This is a genomic window from Pseudomonas fluorescens (assembly GCF_902497895.1).
Classification (GTDB): Bacteria; Pseudomonadota; Gammaproteobacteria; order Pseudomonadales; family Pseudomonadaceae; genus Aquipseudomonas; species Aquipseudomonas fluorescens_BP.
Genome location: NZ_CABVHQ010000030.1, coordinates 15,893 through 33,113 on the forward strand (window position 1 = coordinate 15,893; position 17,221 = coordinate 33,113).

Genomic DNA, 17,221 nt, shown 5'->3' on the forward strand with positions numbered 1-17,221 from the left:
AAGCGTTATAACGACGACTTCAAAGACTGGGTCGTACTGCAAGCGTGCCGCGATGCATGGGGCTGCCTTCTCGCTACAAGCTCAGGCGCAGACGCCTGATATCTCGCTGTGGCGGCGCACTGAACAGCCGGCTGTACTCTCGGCTGAACTGCGACACGCTCTCGTAGCCCACGCGCATTCCGGCGATGCTCGCATCGAGCTTCTCGTTAAGCATCAATTGTCGCGCTTCCTGCAGCCGAAGTTGCTTTTGGTATTGCAGCGGACTCATGCCTGCGATCTCGCGAAAATGCTGGCGGAATGTCGATGGACTCATGTGCGCATCAGTCGCCAGCGCGTCCATGCGTAGCGTTCGGTGGAAGTTCAGCTTGAGCCATGCCATGGACTTCGAGATCTGCTGACTCGGGGAGCCGGCTGCTATCACGTACTGGAGTTGTGGCCCGTGCAGTCCGGCGAGTAAACGGAGGGTGATCTCTTGCCGGATCAACGGCGCCAAGGCACACATCAGCGCAGGCTCCGCTAGCAACTTCACCAGCCGCGCCAGCGCATCAAGCAAGGCGTTTTCGACCGGCCCCAGTGACAGGGGGCGGTAGGCAAACTGCCTGGAGGGCGGTGGCAGGTCCAGTTCGCCCGCCAGCTGGAGAATGGCTTGCGCATCAAGGGTCAGCAGCACGGCGAGAAACGGCTCGCCAGCCGTTGCCCTGGAGATGTGGGAGACCACGGGTAAATCGACAGTTGTCAGCAGCGAATGCCCGGGAGCGAAGTCGAACACCTCTTCACCCAGCATGACCTGTTTCCCGCCTTGCACGATCAGCGCCACCCCCAGGCCGTAGATGCAGGGGATTGGGTCGGTGACGACGCTTCTGCGGTGCACGCTGAGTCCAGGGATCGGCGTCGGGTAGTCGCCGTCATTATGGGCAATCTCGACGATGGCGGCTGTCAGTTCTCCCAACAGCCGGGTTTGCGCTCCATCTTGATCTCTCATCTGCTCAATCTCATGGCATGGCCTCGCTGGAAGTCCGAGGCTAGCACCTTGTGATGGGCGAAACCTCGAAATAAATTCGCCGAATCAGGCAATCAAAGAGCCGGATCAGGCAATCGATTTTTGGCTGTGCGCCAACATACTTTGAGCACGACGATTCCTGATGAGGGACGGCTTGATGGGCACCACCAGGATCGAGCGTCTGGAAGAAAATCTGGGGTCGAGCTGAGTACCACGGACCTGCGCGATATCGAAAAAGTCTTCGCCACCATCCGGGTGCAGGGCGAGCGCCTGGCGGAGGAATACATGGCAAGCATCGACCGCTGAGCTTCGGCGTTATCGGCGCAGTACCCACTACAGCATTTACCTCGGAGATTTTCATGATCACGCTCAACATCAATGACCAGGAGATGCGTGTAGACGTTGCCGCCGATACGCCGTTGCTCTGGGTGCTGCGCGACACGCTACAGCTAACCGGCACCAGGTTTGGCTGCGGGATGGCGCTGTGCGGCGCCTGTACCGTGCACATGGACGGGCAACCTGTGCGCGCTTGCAGTACGCCGGTTTCCGCGGCGGCCGGTGCGAAGATCCTGACCATCGAAGGCGTGGGGCAGGGCACAACAGGCAAAGCGGTGCAGAACGCCTGGCAACATCTCGATGTCGTGCAATGCGGCTACTGCCAGTCCGGGCAGATCATGAGTGCCGTGGCACTGCTGAAAAACAATCCCAAGCCCACGGACGCCGATATCGACCAGGCGATGGGGGGCAACGTCTGCCGCTGCGCCACCTATGTGCGCATTCGCGCAGCCATCCACGATGCGGCGAAGTCGCTGGCCTGAAGAGCAAGGAGATCCTCATGACCCGGACTATCGAGAACGAAAGTCGCCGCCGCTTCCTGAAGGGCACGGCCGGCCTCACGCTGGCAGTGTATTTCCCTTGGGCGATGGCCAAGAGCCCGGATGCTGGCCAGGTGCAGGCCTCGGTCTTCGAGCCTAACGCCTTTCTGCGTATCGCCGAGGACAACAGCGTCACCGTTGTTGCCAAGCATCTCGAGATGGGGCAGGGCAGCTATACGGGCCTGGCGACAATCGTCGCCGAAGAGTTGGATGCAGCCTGGTCGCAGGTGCGTGTCGAAAGCGCACCCGCCGATGCCAGCCGATACAACAACCTGAAGTGGGGGCCGTCACAGGGCACCGGTGGCAGCAGCGCCATCGCCAACTCCTGGGAGCAACTGCGCAAAGCCGGGGCCTCGGCCCGGGCCATGCTGGTGGCCGCGGCCGCACAGCGTTGGCAGGTTCCAGCGCAAGAAATCGTGGTCGCGGACGGCGTGCTCAGGCACCCGGCGTCAGGCAAGGAAGCGAGCTTCGGTCAGCTGGCCAGCGCCGCCGCCGAGCAGCCGGTACCGGAGCAGGTCAGCCTCAAGGAACCCCATGACTTCAAGCTGATTGGCCAGCCACTACACCGCAAGGATTCCGCGGCCAAGATCAACGGAACCGCGGTCTACACCCAGGACATCCACTTGCCCGATATGCTCACCGCTATCGTCGCCCACCCGCCGCGCTTTGGTGCCGTGGTCGCCTCCTTCGATGCGACGCAAGCTCTGGCCGTCAACGGGGTGGTCGAGGTGGTACAGATTCCCACCGGCGTTGCCGTGCTCGCTCGGGATACCTGGAGTGCCAAGCGCGGGCGTGATGCCTTGAGTGTCCAGTGGAACGAAAGCGCCGCCTTCAGCCTCGGTTCCAAGCAGATTTTCGATCAGTTTCGCAAGCTCGCCGAGTCACCGGGCGCGGTCGCGCGGCAGGAAGGCAATGCAGATACCGCGCTGGCGGGTGCCAAACAGGTTCTCGAGGCGGAGTACGATTTCCCGTACCTTGCACACGCGGCCATGGAGCCGATGAATTGCGTGATCAGGCTGACAGCCGACGGTTGTGAAGCATGGTTCGGCGCGCAGATGCAAACCTACAATCAGGGCCTGCTGGCCACACTGTTTGGCCTGAAGCCGGAGCAGGTACGCATCAATACGCTGTATGCCGGAGGCAGCTTCGGTCGCCGCGCGAGCAAGGACGGCGACTACATCCTCGAGACCGCCCACATCGTCAAGGCCATCGGCGGTCGGGCACCGGTGAAGCTGGTCTGGCTGCGCGAAGACGATATGCAGGCCGGTAACTATCGACCCATGTTCCATCACCGGCTGCGGGCCGGCCTGGATCCCCAGGGCAAGCTGGTTGCCTGGCAACATCGCCTGGTGGGGCAGTCGGTGGTAGCCGGGTCGCCCTTTGCCGGCGCGATCAAAAACGGCATCGACCCGACGTCTGTGGAAGGGGCGGTCAATCTTCCCTATGTCATCCCCAACATGCTGGTTGACCTGCACACCGTTAGTGACATCGCAGTGCCGGTGCAATGGTGGCGGGCAGTGGGTTCCACCCATACCGCGTTTTCCACGGAGTGCTTCATCGACGAACTGGCACAAGCAGCCGGCCACGACCCCGTGGCCTGGCGTCTGTCCATGCTGCAAGCGCAGCCGCGTCATGCCGCGGTGCTGAAGCTTGCGGCAAAGAAGGCCGGTTGGAACACCCCTCTGCCGAAGGGCAAGGAAGGCGAGCGACGCGGTCGCGGAGTAGCGGTGCATGAAGCGTTTGGGTCCTACGTCGCCCAAGTGGCGGAGGTCACGGTGCAGACGGACGGCCGCTACCGCGTAGACCGCGTGGTGTGTGCGGTGGATTGCGGCATCGCCGTCAACCCCGACGTTATCCGCGCTCAGGTCGAAGGCTCCGTCGGCTTCGCGCTCTCTGCGGCGATGAGCGAGGCCATCACCTTCACCGGCGGCAAGGTGGATCAGTCCAACTTCCATAATTACCCACCGCTGCGCATCGCCGATATGCCCCGCGTCGAGGTCCATATCATGCCCTCAACGACCGCGCCGACGGGCATTGGCGAGCCTCCCGTACCGCCGCTGGCGCCAGCGGTGGTGAATGCCCTGGCGGCGGCGACCCATACGCGTATCCGGCGGCTACCTATTGGTAACCAGTTAGCGAGTTGATCATGCAACATCTGGATGTGCAGGTAATTGAGCAGGCACTGGCCTGGGCTCGTGCGGGTGAGACGGTCTGGCTATGTACGGTGCTCGCCACGTTTGGCTCTTCGCCGCGCGAGCCTGGCTCCATGCTGGCGGCACGAGGGGACGGTCAGCACATCGGCTCGCTGTCGGGCGGTTGCGTCGAGGAGGACTTCCTCGAGCGCCTCCAGGATGGAGCGTTCGACCGTTGCGTGACGACCCTGCGCTACGGGGATCCCGAGGGTCCTCAGGGATCGAGGATCGCACTGCCCTGTGGCGGCATCCTGAAGGTGCTGATCGAACGTCTGTCACCCGACATGGCAACACTGACCCAACTCGAGGTCCTGCGCTCCACGTTGCTTGGCCAGCGGCATCTCATACGATGCGTTGACCTGGAGAGCGGTGAGGCGTACTTCCTTGAAGACGATGGAGTGGGTCCGCGAGTGGTTCAGGATATCGAGCGCGAGCGGGTACAGATCCGCGTCGGCCCGGCCGCTCGCCTGATCATTGCCGGTGTCTCGCCGGTCTCGGTCGCTTGCGCGGAGTTCGCCCGTACCCTGGGGTTTGAGGTCATCGTCTGCGATCCTCGCGAGGAGGCCTGCACAGGTTTCAAGGTGCCGGGCATTGAAGTGCGGCCGGCGCTCCCTTCACAGTTTATCGCCTCTGGCGCCTGTCACGCGGCCACCGCCATCGTGGCGCTGACCCATGATCCGCGAATCGATGACCTGGCGATGATGGAGGCGGTACGCACGCCGGCGTTTTACATCGGGGTCATGGGCTCAAGAACAACGTCCAGGGCGCGCGCCGAGCGCCTGCGCCGCTCCGGTGGGTTGAGCGATGATGAGATTGCCCGTCTGCATATGCCGATCGGCCTGGCCCTGGGCAGCACGACGCCCGCCGAGATCGCCCTGGCGGTGATGGCGGATATTTTGCGCGTCCATCGAGGTCGGCCACGCGATGCCCTTTGAGCGCGGTGCGGCGATTACGTCATGTCCGACCCCTGGCGAAACCGTTCCGGGATGGCCTGCGCAAACGGATAGAGTGGAAAGTAGGGCCTGGCTTCGTCGATGACCCGCCGGACTGACGGCCTTTGGGTCAACCGGTCGAAATAGGCTCGCAAGTGGCGGTAGTCGTCGGGAAACGGCTGGAGCGTGCTGGCATAGAAAAGCGCCGGGGCAGCGGCGCAATCGGCCAGGCTGAAGTCTGGACTGGCAACCCAGGTTCTGGAAGCCACCTGGCGATCGAGCATGCCGTACGCCGTCTCCAGCATAGATCGTTCTCTGGTCAAATCGCCGTTAGCTCCGCGCAGGCGATCAGCGACAATCTGTTGCATCGGCACGTGGATGTAATTATCGAAAAAACGGTCCCATAGACGTACTTCCAGCTCGGTATCCCAGTCGCCTGGAATCAGCGGATGTTCACCTGGATAAAGTCGATCCAGGTACTCGATGATGATGGTGGATTCCGGCAGGGTGCGCTGGTGAGCAGAGTCACGGATCACCGGGAACTTGCCGATGGGCCATAGTGCTTGAAGCTCCGCTCTGTCTGCATCGTCCGTGAGATCGATGATTCTTCTTTCGAATTCGATAGCGTTTTCGTAGAGCGCGATCAGCACTTTATGGCAGTACGACGCCAGCGGGTGGTAGTAAAGAGTCAGCGACATCTTTTCAGCTCCTGTGAGAGTACTGCAGGGTTGAGGTGTGTTGAACCGGGAACTCGGTGTAACCTGGTTCCGGACAATCGATAGACTCGGCTGATCGTCCGTTGCTGGTGGAAGCGGGCTGCGGCGCGTTCAACTTTAAGCCAGGTATCGCCGGAACCAGGCCAGCGTCCTGTCCCATGCAAGATTGGCCGCGGCCTCATCGTAGCGAGGCGTGGAGTCGTTATGGAAACCATGGTTGGCGCCTGGGTAGATGTAGGCTTCATAGGTCTTGCCGGCGGCTCTCAACGCCTGCTCATAGGCTGGCCATCCTTCATTGACGCGCGTATCCAGCTCGCCGTAGTGGAGCAGGAGAGGGGCCTGAATCCGGGGAACATCTTCAGTCTTTGGCTGCCGGCCATAAAAGGGCACTGCAGCACCTAGTTCGGGATAGGCGACGGCAGCGGCATTGGCAACTCCGCCGCCATAGCAGAATCCGGTTATGCCGACTTTTCCCGTGGTCGAATCATGCTTCATCAGCCACTCGATGGCGGCGAAGAAGTCATTCATCAGCTTTTCCGGATCTACCTTCAACTGAAGCTCCCGACCTTTGTCATCGTTGCCGGGGTATCCCCCGACCGACGTCAGGCCATCGGGGGCGAGGGCGATGAATCCCGCCTTGGCCAACCGCCGGGCGACATCCTCGATGTAGGGATTGAGCCCGCGGTTTTCATGCACGACCACCACAGCCGGCACCTTGCCGGTGGCTTTCGCGGGACGGACCAGATAGCCACGGACTTGCCCGTGGCCTTTGGGGGATGGATAGGAGATGTACTCGGCGATGATGGCCGGGTCGGTAAAGGCCACTTGTTCGGCGAGCGCATACTTCGGACTCAGGGCCGCGAGGGTCGCGGTAGCGGTCAGACCCATTAGCGTGAAGGCCGCCGCCCGATCAAGAAACTCTCGTCTGTTGATCTTGCCATGGGCGTAGTAGTCATACAGTTCGAGCAGTTCAGGGGCAAAATCTTTCGCCGTGAGACGGTCCATCTGTGCGTTTCCTTTTCAATCACTCGCCTCCCGGCGTTGAACGCAAGGGCTGACGAGTGCGGCCTGGAGTCCAATGATTAAAGCAGTGTTTCGGGGGGGATGCCGGGTGTGCCGCCCCTTCGGGAGGTCCGGCGGGCGACAGTCTTTTGAGGCATCTGTTACCCCTCGTGGACAGACTCACTCAGCCCGAAACATCGGTCACCGCAATAGTCTTCTCGTCAGCCGATAGCGCACTGGCACTGCCTTTCTTTTCGCGCCGATCGTTTATCCAGGTGTCGACCTGGCTGGCGAACTCTGCGGGGGCTTTTCGTCCGAACTTTCTGGCGATGTCCAGAATGGTCTGTTGGGCGAGGGCTTCTTCCATGCGTTTCTGCGCCGTCAACATGGCCCCATGAACCGCGCAATAACCGTCCAGCGCCCAGGCGGGCGGAGAGCCTTCGAACACGGCGCAACGGCCGCGGATTTCGCGGCAATCGAAGATCAGTTTGCGGCCGTCGATGGCGTTGACGATGTCGAGAAGGCTGATTTCGTCCGAAGGCCGTGCCAGCTTGAACCCGCCGCGCACGCCCTCGGTGGCTACCACCAGTTTTGCCTTGGCCAGCTTGGTGAAAATCTTCGCCAGGTAGTCCTGGGGCACGCCCTGCAGTTCCGCCAGGTCACGCACGCTCGCCTCACGGCTCTCGCCACCGTCACCCACCAAAAACAGCAGGCAATGAATGCCGTACTCAACACCTGCGCTGTAAAGAGACATCGTAATCTCCGACTAAATGAGTCGTAAATTTTAGCGGCGAAAGGAGAGGGTGGCAACGAGTGTCGGCCTTGATTTATCTCCTCTCAGCTTTCAACAGGCCATCTATAGCGGCACACATTCGCTGTAGAGCGCTACGTGAAACCTATCCAGAAATTCGATGGTAATGATCAAAAAAAACCACTTGTGACGGATAACTACGACAAATATAGTCGTAGTTATACGGTCAGCAACGGTATGCGCTCTTCAAGAACACTGCACGCCGACTTCATGTCCTGCTACCGATAAGCGTGAACCTTTTAGCGAATTCATCACTTGGTTTTCCACCTGGAGTTAAAAATGAAACAGCACATCCTGGTAATCGGCGCGGGTTTCGGTGGCATGTGGACGGCGTTGAGCGCCACGCGTCTGTTCGACATCCATGGTCACTCCGACGTTGAAGTGACCGTACTGGCGCCTCAGGCGGAGCTGCGGGTCCGCCCGCGTTTTTACGAACCGAATGCTCACCAGCTGGCCGCACCGATCGGCGAGTTGTTCGATGCGGTAGGCGTCAAGTTCATCAAGGGCGCCGCAGAGACCATCGACGTGCAGCAAAAGCGTGTTGGCTACCTCGATGCGTCCGGCGTCCGGCAGGTGTGCAGCTACGACAAACTGGTGCTGGCCACCGGCAGTCGCCTCGCACAGTCCAGCACCCCGGGCGTGACCGAATATGCCTTCGATGTGGACCAGATCGAACAAGCCGTACGCCTGGAAAATCACCTCAAATCCCTGGCAAACCAGCCGCTGAGCAAGGCCCGCAACAGGGTAGTGGTCGCCGGTGGCGGCTTCACCGGGATTGAAACCGCCACCGAAATGCCGGCGCGTCTGCGGGCCATCCTCGGTGAGGATGCGGACATCGAAGTGGTCATTGTTGATCGTGGTGAAAAGGTCGGCGCGTCCATGGGAGCCGAGATCAGCCAATCAATTGCCGAGGCCAGCACTGAGGTGGGCGTGACATGGCGCTTGAAGTCGACGGTGGCTGCCGTCGATGCCAAGGGTGTCACCCTGGCTGACGGTCAACGCATCGAAGCCAACACTGTGGTCTGGACCACCGGTGTGCGGGCCAGTTCGCTGACCGAACAGATCCCCGGTGAACGCGATTCCCTCGGTCGTCTGCACGTGGACTCCCATCTGAAAGTCATTGGCCAGGCAGATATTTATGCCACCGGCGACGTGGCCTACGCTGCTACCGATGACATCGGCAACTACGCATTGATGACTTGCCAGCACGCCATTGCCTTGGGCCGTCATGCCGGCAACAACGTTGCCGCGCATCTGCTGGGCGTCGATCCGACGCCCTACAGCCAGCCCAAGTACGTCACCTGCCTGGACCTGGGCAGTTGGGGCGCGGTCTACACCGAGGGTTGGGATCGTCAGGTCAAGTTGACCGGGCAGGAAGGCAAGTCGCTCAAGACCCAGATCAACACCCTGTGGATCTACCCGCCGGCGGCTGACCGTGAAACGGCGTTGGCGGCAGCCGACCCGCTGATCCCTGTCGCTTGAGACGAGATTGCCCACGGCGCAGTCTCGATGACGCTGCCTGTTGCAAGAAAACCGCCCACGTCATTTTGGGCGGTTTTTTTATGCGCGTCTTAATGTTCGGCGCTCTCCTGAGCGAGCGATCGTCCGCACTCCCCAAACCCACGCGGATTGACGCTGAAGCGCACTCCAATGCTCGCACCGGTCAGGCCGGGGGCGCGGTGTTCTTGAGCCAGGTTTGGAAGCGGGTCGGTCCGACCATGGGTTTGCTCCCCGGCGTCAGCGATTGGTCATTGATCCGCGCGCCGAAATAAGTAGCCGTGGCGTCCGGGACGGCGTGGCGCGGATCGTGAGTGTGTTGCAGGAATATCTTCACGAACTCCACCAGTGGTTTGCGCTCCGGCCCGGCAATTTCCACGGTCTGGTTGGTCGGCGCTTGCACCGCAATCGTCGTCAGTGCCGCCGCTACATCGAGGGAGGCAATCGGTTGCAAAGCGGCGGAGGTCAAACGGATGTTCTCGCCATCCGGAATGCCGGATTGAGCAATGGCCCCCATGAACTCGAAGAACTGCGTGGCCCGCAGGATGGTGTAGGGAATGCCTGAATCCTTGATGAGTTTTTCCTGAGCCATTTTCGCCCGGAAATAACCGCTTTCGAGCATCCGCTCGGTGCCTACCACTGACAGGGCGACATGGTGCCTGACTCCGGCGGCCGCCTCGGCTGTGAGGAGGGTGCGTCCGGACGTTTCGAAGAAGTGGAGAACTTCGGTGTCCTCGAATGATGGCGAGTTCGCCACGTCGACGACCACGTCAGCGACTTGCAACGCTTGCGGCAGCCCTTCGCCGGTAAGGGTGTTGATGCCGGTACTCGGCGCCGCGGCCACGGCGTCATGCCCCAGATCTCGCAAGTTCTTGCAGAGTTGGCTGCCGATCAGGCCGGTGCCTCCGATGACGACGATTTTCATGTCCTTTCTCCAGATGCGTGTCCAGGGGTGCGATCTGGCCCGGGGCGCCCTGAGCCGGGTGGCAGAGCCAGGGTTGGATGTGTTCCGGCCCCGCTGTAGGGGCTTGCTGCATTTACACAGGATCTCCCCGGCGGCGGAGGTATCAAGTGCTTATTCGCGCCGGCCGACAGGCGGTTGGAAGCGCTCGTGATGTCAGGGCGCGTCAGCGTCGGGGCAACGGTCGACCGATCGTTCGTCCAAGCCCGGAGGCGCCGGCGGCTGAGCAACCTTTCTTGGTCTACCCTCAGTCTGAAAACCTGAGCCTGGAAAACTGAGCCTGGAAACCCACTGTCAGCGCTTGACTGCCTTGAGCAAGGGAGAATCGAGATGAGCCTGGTTCGACAGCATCAACTGGATCTGAGCGCGTATCGAGCTGCGCTGGCTGGCATAGGAGATGGTAGCGCCCAACCACTCAAGCCGGCTGCCGGCCTTGCGCGCCAGGCGTCGCCTTTCAGACTGGGGGTCAGGAGGGCCTTTTTGTCCGCCGGTGGTGCTCGACCGACCCAGATAGAACAAGAGCGGATCCTGGGGGCCAATGATCTGGTCGATGAGTTCTACTTCGACCGGGCTCTGCTGGCCGGCATGCCGATTTGTAGAATTCTGATTCGCTCGGACGATGGCCGGACTCAAGGCTACGGAACAGGTTTCATGGTCTCGCCGCGACTGCTGCTGACCAATGAGCATGTGTTTGGCAGTGCCGAAGAGGCGGCACCCTCATTGGCCGAGTTCAACTATCGCCTGGGCGTTGCCGGTGACCCCGAACCCTCCCATCGATTTCGTTTGCGTCCCGAGCAGTATTTCTTCTGTAACGATGAACTTGATTTTGCCCTGGTGGCAGTGGAAACCGAGTCTGTTGACGGGGGCACTGCATTGTCGAACTTTGGTTACCACCGCTTGATGCCGACCAGCGGCAAAGCGCTCAAGGGCGAATGGCTGACCATTGTCCAGCATCCTGGCGGGGCGCCGCGACAATGGGCCATTCGAGAAAACCAGTGCACCAATGACAGCCTGCCCGATGTGCTCTGGTATCGAAGCGATACGGCGCCAGGCTCCAGTGGGGCGGCGGTACTCAATGACAGTTTTCAAGTGGTCGCGCTCCATCACTCCGGGGTGCCGCGAAGGGATAGCGCTGGACGTTATCTGTTGCGAGACGGCCGGGCTGTCGACAGCCTTGATGGCATCGACGATTCACTGGTGGAATGGGAGGCTAACGAGGGCATTCGGGCCAGCAGTATCTGTGCTTATATCGATCAGGCCGCGAGCGAAAACCTGGGTTACCTGGCCGAGTTCAGAGCGGCTCGTGAGGGGGGCGATGTCCTGTCCAGGGCTTATCAGGCTGCGCGCGCCGGTCAGGAGGCAACGCCCGGAATCACCCCGACAGCCACCGCTGGCAGTCCAGGTTCACGCATTGAGATTGGCACCCTGGTGCTCGAGTTGGGCGGTCCCTTTGCCAGGCTTGCAGCGAATTCAGGTTTGGGAACGACTTCGCTCCAGACACCTTCTGCGGTTCCCCAGACCCCAATACAAACCCGGATTTCAGGAGCAATTTCCCAGGAGGCCATGAGGGAACCGATTGTCGACCGGGACTATTCGACGCGGACGGGGTTCGATACGCAGTTCCTGGGCCTCGAAACCCCACTCCCCAGCGTCAAGGACCCCGAGCAAATCGCGCCGGGCAAAACGGGCGAAACAGTCATCCCGTATGAGCACTTCAGTCTGGTTCTCCACCGACACCGCCGGCTGGCGATGTTCACCGCCTCCAATGTCGATGGCCAAAACAGCGCCAGGCGGCCCGAACCCGGACACAAGTACACCCGGGATGAACTGACCGGCCTGCGCGAGGGTGACTCCGAGAAGTGGTTTCCGGACCCGCGTGTGGAAGAGCGCTTCCAGATACCCGATCGGTTCTACAGCAAAGACAACGGTGCCTTCGACAAGGGCCACATTGTTCGTCGGGAAGATGTCTGCTGGGGAAGCTCCTTCGCCCAGATCCAGCGGGCCAATGGCGATACCTTCCATGTGACCAATTGCTCGCCTCAGCGCGGAAACTTCAACCGCTCCGGTAAAAATGGCATCTGGGGCCACCTGGAGAATTTCATTGGTGCCCAGGCCGACCTGGAGCGCTATTGCATTTTTTCCGGACCGGTATTGTCTGCTGACGATGAAACTTTCCCTGGCACCGAGCGCGTGCAGATTCCCTCGCGTTTCTGGAAGATCATCTGCGCAGTCAAGGATGGGAAACTCCAGGTATTTGCCTTTGTTCTGGAGCAGGACCTCTCCAGCTTGCCCAAGGAATTCATCCTGACGCCGGAATGGAAAGCCAGGCAGAAATCCCTGCGAGAAGTCGAGGACCTGATCGGCCTGTTGAGCTTCCCGCAGATCTACCATGATGCGGATCAGCTATGAGCTGGCTCAATACTGCGAAGCCAGTTGAACACATCGGATAGCTAAAATGGTGGTCGGATCCACCAGCGCGACTCTGTGTTCGCATATCTTGAAATCGTCGCAATGGCTCAGGACCAGCGGCAGTTCCGTGCATCCGAAATAAATTCCCCTTTTCCGTCCCCCTTTTCCCACTTTTTCCCAAGGCTGCTTGTAGTTCGGCGGGCTGACCGAGTTGCTGTGTAGGAATTGGATGAATTTTCTTGCGTCATTTCCTATTCGCTCCTGGTGCCCCTGCCATTGGGGTTGCGGCCTGCTAGCGTCCCACCGTCTTATTTATCAGCGCCCCGATATTCGCCCGGCTCAGTGCTCTTGCCGAGGGGAAAGACGGTCGCAACCTATGGTCGGGAACTTCCTGGACTCGGTTGGATGAAATGGAGAGGAAAATCAATGACTAAAGGATATTTCATTGGCTTGGATGACAAAACCACCTGTGGTGGCAAAGTCCTGGATGGTGACACTCGAGTCATGTTGTACGGTATCGCTCATGCTCGTGAAGGTGATCGAGTCACTTGTGGAAAGGACGGGGAGACTTATCAGATCGTCGGTGGCGTTTCGCACGTGATCAGTCACGGCAAGCGCGTGGCGGGCACGCTGGATAGCTTCAGCAATTGTCCCTGTGAAGCCCAACTGATCCCCTCGGTATTCACGGCCAGCTATCAGAATGAGACAAGCCCTGCGCCGCAGGCCACCAGGAGAGCCGCTCAACCGGCGACCTATTCCGATAGAGCAGCGACGACAAAATCTCAACTGGCTGATCCAAAGCTTATGGAGAAAGCCGTTTCTCCTTTCCCCAACTCCGGCGTATCGACAAGTCCCTCGGACTGCAATCATCCGGACCAAATGGAAGAGCTTGCCGCCTACATCGCTGGTGAGATGAATCGAAACATCAAGCATCCAGCCGTGCTGAAAATGAAAGAGCTGATCAACTACGATAGCAGCGCTGCGGCCAGGAAATTTCTAGAGCTACCCTGGTACGCCAGACTGGCCGGAGCACCGAATTTCAACAGTATCGCATGGACGAAGAAGCTTGAGGCGATGGCGATCTGGACTAAACAAGTGGGTCAGAATATGGAGTGAGACCACAAGCCGAAGCTACTGGCGATGTATAACGGCATCGTCTGGCACAAACAAGGGGACCATATTTACTACTACGATATCTGGTCGAACATTCACTACGGGGATGTAGGAGTTGCAGGAGGGCTTTCTGAAAGCGTGCTCTTGGACGGAGCAGGGGCAGAGCAAATCGCCTCAGACACCGTGAGGAAAATTGAGGAGTGGGCAACAAAACCCGAAGATGAGAGAAAGCTCCCCGGCCCTCATACCACCGCCAGCCCATGGACTGAACTGCGATCATGGGACGATGTTGCTGATAGAGTATCGATCAGCATCGGCATGAAGCTCTACAAGCAGCACCCCAATGGCGGAATAACTGCAAAAATCATCATGGACGAAGTGCTAGCAGTGGCACCAGAGAATTGGGGGAAGGGTATCGATGACCACAAGTGCACATAAGTCACGATCAGGATGCTTATGGCTGTTATTGGTTCCGTTGCTACCGCTGGTGATTTACCTTGGATGGATCTCAATATTACCTACGGCAACCGTCCACTACTCCAAAAACGGCAAGGAAGATCTCAAGTACATCTGGAACGTGCAGCACCGCATATACAAAGGAGATATGCCTCCGGGTGGTGCCTTTAGCGATCACGGGGTTTTATTTCCAGATGAGAATTTTTTCATGATGGTTGAGTGGTGGGGCGAGAATGTACGTCATCATTGCGTCCGCATCACGCCCAAGTGGCCCAATACGCATATCTATCTTGACGCGAACGGCGACATTGATAGCAGTGAAGGCAGTGGTACGGATATTGATCGACTGAAGCCGTGCCCGGGAGGGTCTTTCGATCCGTAGACGGTGGCTGCCGTCGCCGTATCAGGCTGCTACTTACGTCGTGTATCGATGGTAGTACGGCGCAGATCATGACGGGTGCGGGGCAAGACAATGGCCATGTTGCGCTGGTCAGTAGCTATCCCAGCGCGTAGGTTGGGCTTTCTCCACAACGACACCACACTTTATTCAAAAGAGTATTTCTTTTTCGTTATGAAGGCTGGCGCTTTCCAATGTGGACCTTTAATCGTGTGCCCTTTTTCGTCCGTGGCCAAAACCCCTTGGCGGATAAGCTTCTCGTAAGTATTCCATAGCTCACCCGTTTCAAGAGCCTCAAATTTATATGAACTATATAATCTATCTATTCGTGGCTGTGATGAAGTGGGTGCCAATGTTGTTAACACATCTTCTACAGATTCGTTAAGAATAATATCTATTATAATGTTGCTCATTTAATGGGCTCTTTCAGAGAGTCGGCATACTATTTCTTATCACCAATATTTTGTCTATAGAGGGATCAGGTTGCGGACAGTGAAGGCCGGCGGCCGGTTCGACGAGCATGGCAAGGCGAACCGGCCGCAAGGTGCATCACGAGGTGAGGACGTTAATGGCCACGTCTATGTTGCCTCGCGTTGCCTTCGAGTACGGGCAGATTTGGTCTGCGGCGTGTGCGATTGCTGTCGCGACGTCGTGGGCCACACCCGGCAAGCGCACATAGAAACGGGCCTGAAGGAAGTAGGCCGCACCGGTCTGGCCCAGATCGACCTCGATGTCGACGGACAGATCGGGCGGCAGCGCGACCTTCATCTCCTTGGCCACGAGTTCGACGGCGGTGATGTAGCAGGCCGACCATGCCCCCGCAAACAGTTGTTCGGCGTGTGGGTGCGGCTGGGTGGCTGCGAACACGTGGGCCGGTTTCGCGTTGCCGGGCGAGGAGAGCTCGATGTCGAGGCCGCCGTGATGGCCGCGCGAAATGTTGCTGAACGTGGTGTGGGTCTTGCCGGTGACCAGGACTTTTTCGATCTTGCTCATGGGATGAATCCTCTATGCCGCGATAGGTAATATTTAGCATCGCATTCGATTTGATCGCATACGATGTAAATAATATTGACGCAGAAGCCAATCGGTGTCAAGGGGGAGGGTTACGCCTTGGCGACGAGCGGTCAGGCCAGCGCACTCGATCCGCAACCAGTCCCATGCTTCGCGATTGACCCACTAGCGCGTGGCGAGCAGCCGGGACGCAATGGGTTTCCAATGGGTCGAGGGTCGCGACAGTGATCGCGAGGCCGCGCAACGATGGGCTGACTGACCGGTAACCAGCCAGTCGATCAATGCTTGGTTCTGGCTGAATTGAGCCCTGGTCGGCCGTGAGTGCTATTTCAATCCCAGCCGCTTCGCCAGTCGGTGCAGGTTGGCCACGTCCATATCCAGCATTCGCGCACAGGCAGACCAGTTCTCTGCGCAGTTTTTCAGCGTGTTCTCAATCAGTTGACGCTGGAAGTTATCCGTCGCATCCCGTAGACCTTGGTCAACGCCGCGGGAAGGAGCATCCAGAGCAACAGGCTGTGTATCCATCTGCTCTGGTACTTGATTGAAATGCTGTGCTTCAAGCAGCAGCTCTTCACTTTGCTGGGTCGCACGAGCAAGGATTGTCGCTCGATAAACAGCATGCTCCAGTTCGCGAACGTTTCCTGGCCACTTGTACTGCTTGAGCAACGACAGACAGTTGGCAGCCAGGGCCACCCGTTGCAATCCCATGCGTACCCGGCTCTTCTCGCAGAAAAAACCCGCTAGCAATGTGATGTCCTGCCCACGCTCACGCAGTGGTGGTACATGCACCGGGAATACGCTTAAACGGTGGAACAGGTCTGCACGGAACCGATTGTCCAACACCTCCTGCTTCAGATCACGATTTGTCGCGGCAAGCACCCGTACGTTGACCCGCAAGACGTTATCGTCACCGACCCGTTGCAGGTCACCGTATTGCAATACCCGCAACAGTTTTGCTTGCAGGCTCAGCGACAGTTCACCGATTTCGTCGAGGAATAGTGTGCCGTTATCGGCCATTTCGAACTTGCCGGTGCGATGATGGATAGCGCCGGTAAAGGCACCTTTGACATGGCCGAACAACTCACTCTCAGCCACTGATTCCGGGAGCGCAGCGCAGTTTAGATAGACCACAGACTGACTGGCGCGTGATGAACCTTCATGTATGGCCTTGGCGACCAGTTCCTTGCCGACCCCGGTTTCTCCAGTGATCAAGACGTTCAGGTCGGAACCTGCGACCATTTCGATCTCTCTTTTCAACTGTTGCATGACCTCGCTGAGCCCGACCATTTCGGTGCCGGGCTTGCCCGCCGGGACATTACTAATGGAGAGAGGAGTAATGGTCTGACTTTCCAGTTGCTCTACCAGCAGTGCGTTGTTCAGGGCAGCAGAGGCGAGGGCTCCCACCAGTCGCAGCTCTTCATCGCTGAAGTGATCAAACTGTGCCGGGTCCATGCCATCAATTGTCAGCGCACCAATCAGTGTCTGGTCTGCGAACAACGGCAATCCGATGCAGGCGTGCACTTTGAGGTCCTGCCGGTTCGGTATCAGTCCGTCATATGGATCAGGCAAATGACTCTCTGCCGGAAAGCGCACCACGTCACCGGCGCGGGCGATGGCCTCCAGTCGCGGATGTGCATCAAGGCTGAAGCGTCGCCCCAGAACATCCGGTGCCAGGCCATCAATTGCCAGCGGACGGAACTGTTGCTGTTCATAACGCAACAAGGCAGAGGCGTCGCAACCCAACAGCTGGCGCAACGTATTGATCAGGCGTTGAAAGCGGTCCTGATGGGAAATGCCGCTTTGTAACTGGATAGCGATGCGTGCCAGGGACTCTACGGAGAGACTCATA

At 59.0% G+C, this 17,221-nt stretch carries 17 protein-coding genes; 9 read left to right on the forward strand and 8 right to left on the reverse strand.

Annotated features, from left to right (window positions below; translation table 11 throughout):
- Positions 1 to 73: 73 nt before the first annotated feature.
- Positions 74 to 982: an AraC family transcriptional regulator gene (locus F8N21_RS16370; RefSeq protein ID WP_150643101.1), complete on the reverse strand. Its 909-nt coding sequence runs from the start codon at positions 980 to 982 to the stop codon at positions 74 to 76.
- A gap of 120 nt (positions 983 to 1,102) precedes the next feature.
- Between F8N21_RS16370 and F8N21_RS16375 the strand changes: the two genes are divergently transcribed.
- The 4 genes from F8N21_RS16375 to F8N21_RS16390 are packed head-to-tail and all read left to right on the forward strand — an operon-like array spanning position 1,103 to position 5,002.
- Positions 1,103 to 1,306: a hypothetical protein gene (locus F8N21_RS16375; protein WP_150643102.1), complete on the forward strand. Its 204-nt coding sequence runs from the start codon at positions 1,103 to 1,105 to the stop codon at positions 1,304 to 1,306.
- A 53-nt stretch (positions 1,307 to 1,359) separates the two neighbouring features.
- Positions 1,360 to 1,818, forward strand: a complete 459-nt coding sequence (locus tag F8N21_RS16380; RefSeq protein WP_150643103.1) for a (2Fe-2S)-binding protein — start codon at positions 1,360 to 1,362, stop codon at positions 1,816 to 1,818.
- 17 nt (positions 1,819 to 1,835) lie between these two features.
- Positions 1,836 to 4,019, forward strand: a complete 2,184-nt coding sequence (locus F8N21_RS16385; RefSeq protein ID WP_150643104.1) for a xanthine dehydrogenase family protein molybdopterin-binding subunit — start codon at positions 1,836 to 1,838, stop codon at positions 4,017 to 4,019.
- A gap of 2 nt (positions 4,020 to 4,021) precedes the next feature.
- Complete coding sequence (locus tag F8N21_RS16390) at positions 4,022 to 5,002, forward strand: XdhC family protein (RefSeq protein ID WP_150643105.1); 981 nt, start codon at positions 4,022 to 4,024, stop codon at positions 5,000 to 5,002.
- 14 nt (positions 5,003 to 5,016) lie between these two features.
- Here F8N21_RS16390 and F8N21_RS16395 read toward each other — a convergent pair whose 3' ends face one another.
- The 3 genes from F8N21_RS16395 to F8N21_RS16405 all read right to left on the reverse strand — a co-directional run bounded on the left by F8N21_RS16395 (position 5,017) and on the right by F8N21_RS16405 (position 7,471).
- The gene (locus F8N21_RS16395) at positions 5,017 to 5,697 is read right to left on the reverse strand and encodes a glutathione S-transferase family protein (protein ID WP_150643106.1); all 681 of its coding nucleotides are present in this window, start codon (positions 5,695 to 5,697) and stop codon (positions 5,017 to 5,019) included.
- 135 nt (positions 5,698 to 5,832) lie between these two features.
- Entirely contained in the window at positions 5,833 to 6,720 is an 888-nt protein-coding gene (yghX, locus tag F8N21_RS16400) for a YghX family hydrolase (protein WP_150643107.1), read from the reverse strand.
- 181 nt (positions 6,721 to 6,901) lie between these two features.
- Positions 6,902 to 7,471, reverse strand: coding sequence for an RrF2 family transcriptional regulator (locus F8N21_RS16405; protein ID WP_150643108.1), 570 nt, complete (start codon positions 7,469 to 7,471; stop codon positions 6,902 to 6,904).
- A gap of 336 nt (positions 7,472 to 7,807) precedes the next feature.
- Here F8N21_RS16405 and F8N21_RS16410 point away from each other — a divergent pair, with 336 nt between their 5' ends.
- On the forward strand, positions 7,808 to 9,010 hold the full coding sequence (locus tag F8N21_RS16410; RefSeq protein ID WP_150643109.1) for an NAD(P)/FAD-dependent oxidoreductase: 1,203 nt from the start codon (positions 7,808 to 7,810) through the stop codon (positions 9,008 to 9,010).
- A gap of 181 nt (positions 9,011 to 9,191) precedes the next feature.
- On the opposite strand, the gene F8N21_RS16415 is transcribed toward F8N21_RS16410, so the two are convergent.
- Positions 9,192 to 9,950: an SDR family oxidoreductase gene (locus tag F8N21_RS16415; protein WP_150643110.1), complete on the reverse strand. Its 759-nt coding sequence runs from the start codon at positions 9,948 to 9,950 to the stop codon at positions 9,192 to 9,194.
- A 516-nt stretch (positions 9,951 to 10,466) separates the two neighbouring features.
- Here F8N21_RS16415 and F8N21_RS16420 point away from each other — a divergent pair.
- The 4 genes from F8N21_RS16420 to F8N21_RS16435 all read left to right on the forward strand — a co-directional run bounded on the left by F8N21_RS16420 (position 10,467) and on the right by F8N21_RS16435 (position 14,346).
- The gene (locus F8N21_RS16420) at positions 10,467 to 12,395 is read left to right on the forward strand and encodes a DNA/RNA non-specific endonuclease (RefSeq protein WP_191624340.1); all 1,929 of its coding nucleotides are present in this window, start codon (positions 10,467 to 10,469) and stop codon (positions 12,393 to 12,395) included.
- A 426-nt stretch (positions 12,396 to 12,821) separates the two neighbouring features.
- The gene (locus F8N21_RS31365; protein ID WP_318184179.1) at positions 12,822 to 13,511 is read left to right on the forward strand and encodes a PAAR domain-containing protein; all 690 of its coding nucleotides are present in this window, start codon (positions 12,822 to 12,824) and stop codon (positions 13,509 to 13,511) included.
- Between the two features lie 24 nt (positions 13,512 to 13,535).
- Positions 13,536 to 13,946: a polymorphic toxin type 44 domain-containing protein gene (locus F8N21_RS30965; RefSeq protein ID WP_224788236.1), complete on the forward strand. Its 411-nt coding sequence runs from the start codon at positions 13,536 to 13,538 to the stop codon at positions 13,944 to 13,946.
- Positions 13,927 to 14,346 carry a hypothetical protein gene (locus F8N21_RS16435; protein ID WP_224788237.1) on the forward strand — a complete coding sequence of 140 codons (420 nt, stop codon included), beginning with the start codon at positions 13,927 to 13,929 and terminating at the stop codon, positions 14,344 to 14,346. Before F8N21_RS30965 ends, F8N21_RS16435 begins: the two co-directional genes overlap by 20 nt.
- Positions 14,347 to 14,507: 161 nt before the next feature.
- Here F8N21_RS16435 and F8N21_RS16440 read toward each other — a convergent pair whose 3' ends face one another.
- From F8N21_RS16440 to norR, 3 genes are all read right to left on the reverse strand, one after another.
- Positions 14,508 to 14,774, reverse strand: coding sequence for an immunity protein (locus F8N21_RS16440; protein ID WP_150643112.1), 267 nt, complete (start codon positions 14,772 to 14,774; stop codon positions 14,508 to 14,510).
- A gap of 136 nt (positions 14,775 to 14,910) precedes the next feature.
- Positions 14,911 to 15,354: an Ohr family peroxiredoxin gene (locus F8N21_RS16445; protein WP_150643113.1), complete on the reverse strand. Its 444-nt coding sequence runs from the start codon at positions 15,352 to 15,354 to the stop codon at positions 14,911 to 14,913.
- A 342-nt stretch (positions 15,355 to 15,696) separates the two neighbouring features.
- The gene (gene norR, locus F8N21_RS16450) at positions 15,697 to 17,220 is read right to left on the reverse strand and encodes a nitric oxide reductase transcriptional regulator NorR (RefSeq protein WP_150643114.1); all 1,524 of its coding nucleotides are present in this window, start codon (positions 17,218 to 17,220) and stop codon (positions 15,697 to 15,699) included.
- Between the last annotated feature and the right edge of the window lies 1 nt (position 17,221).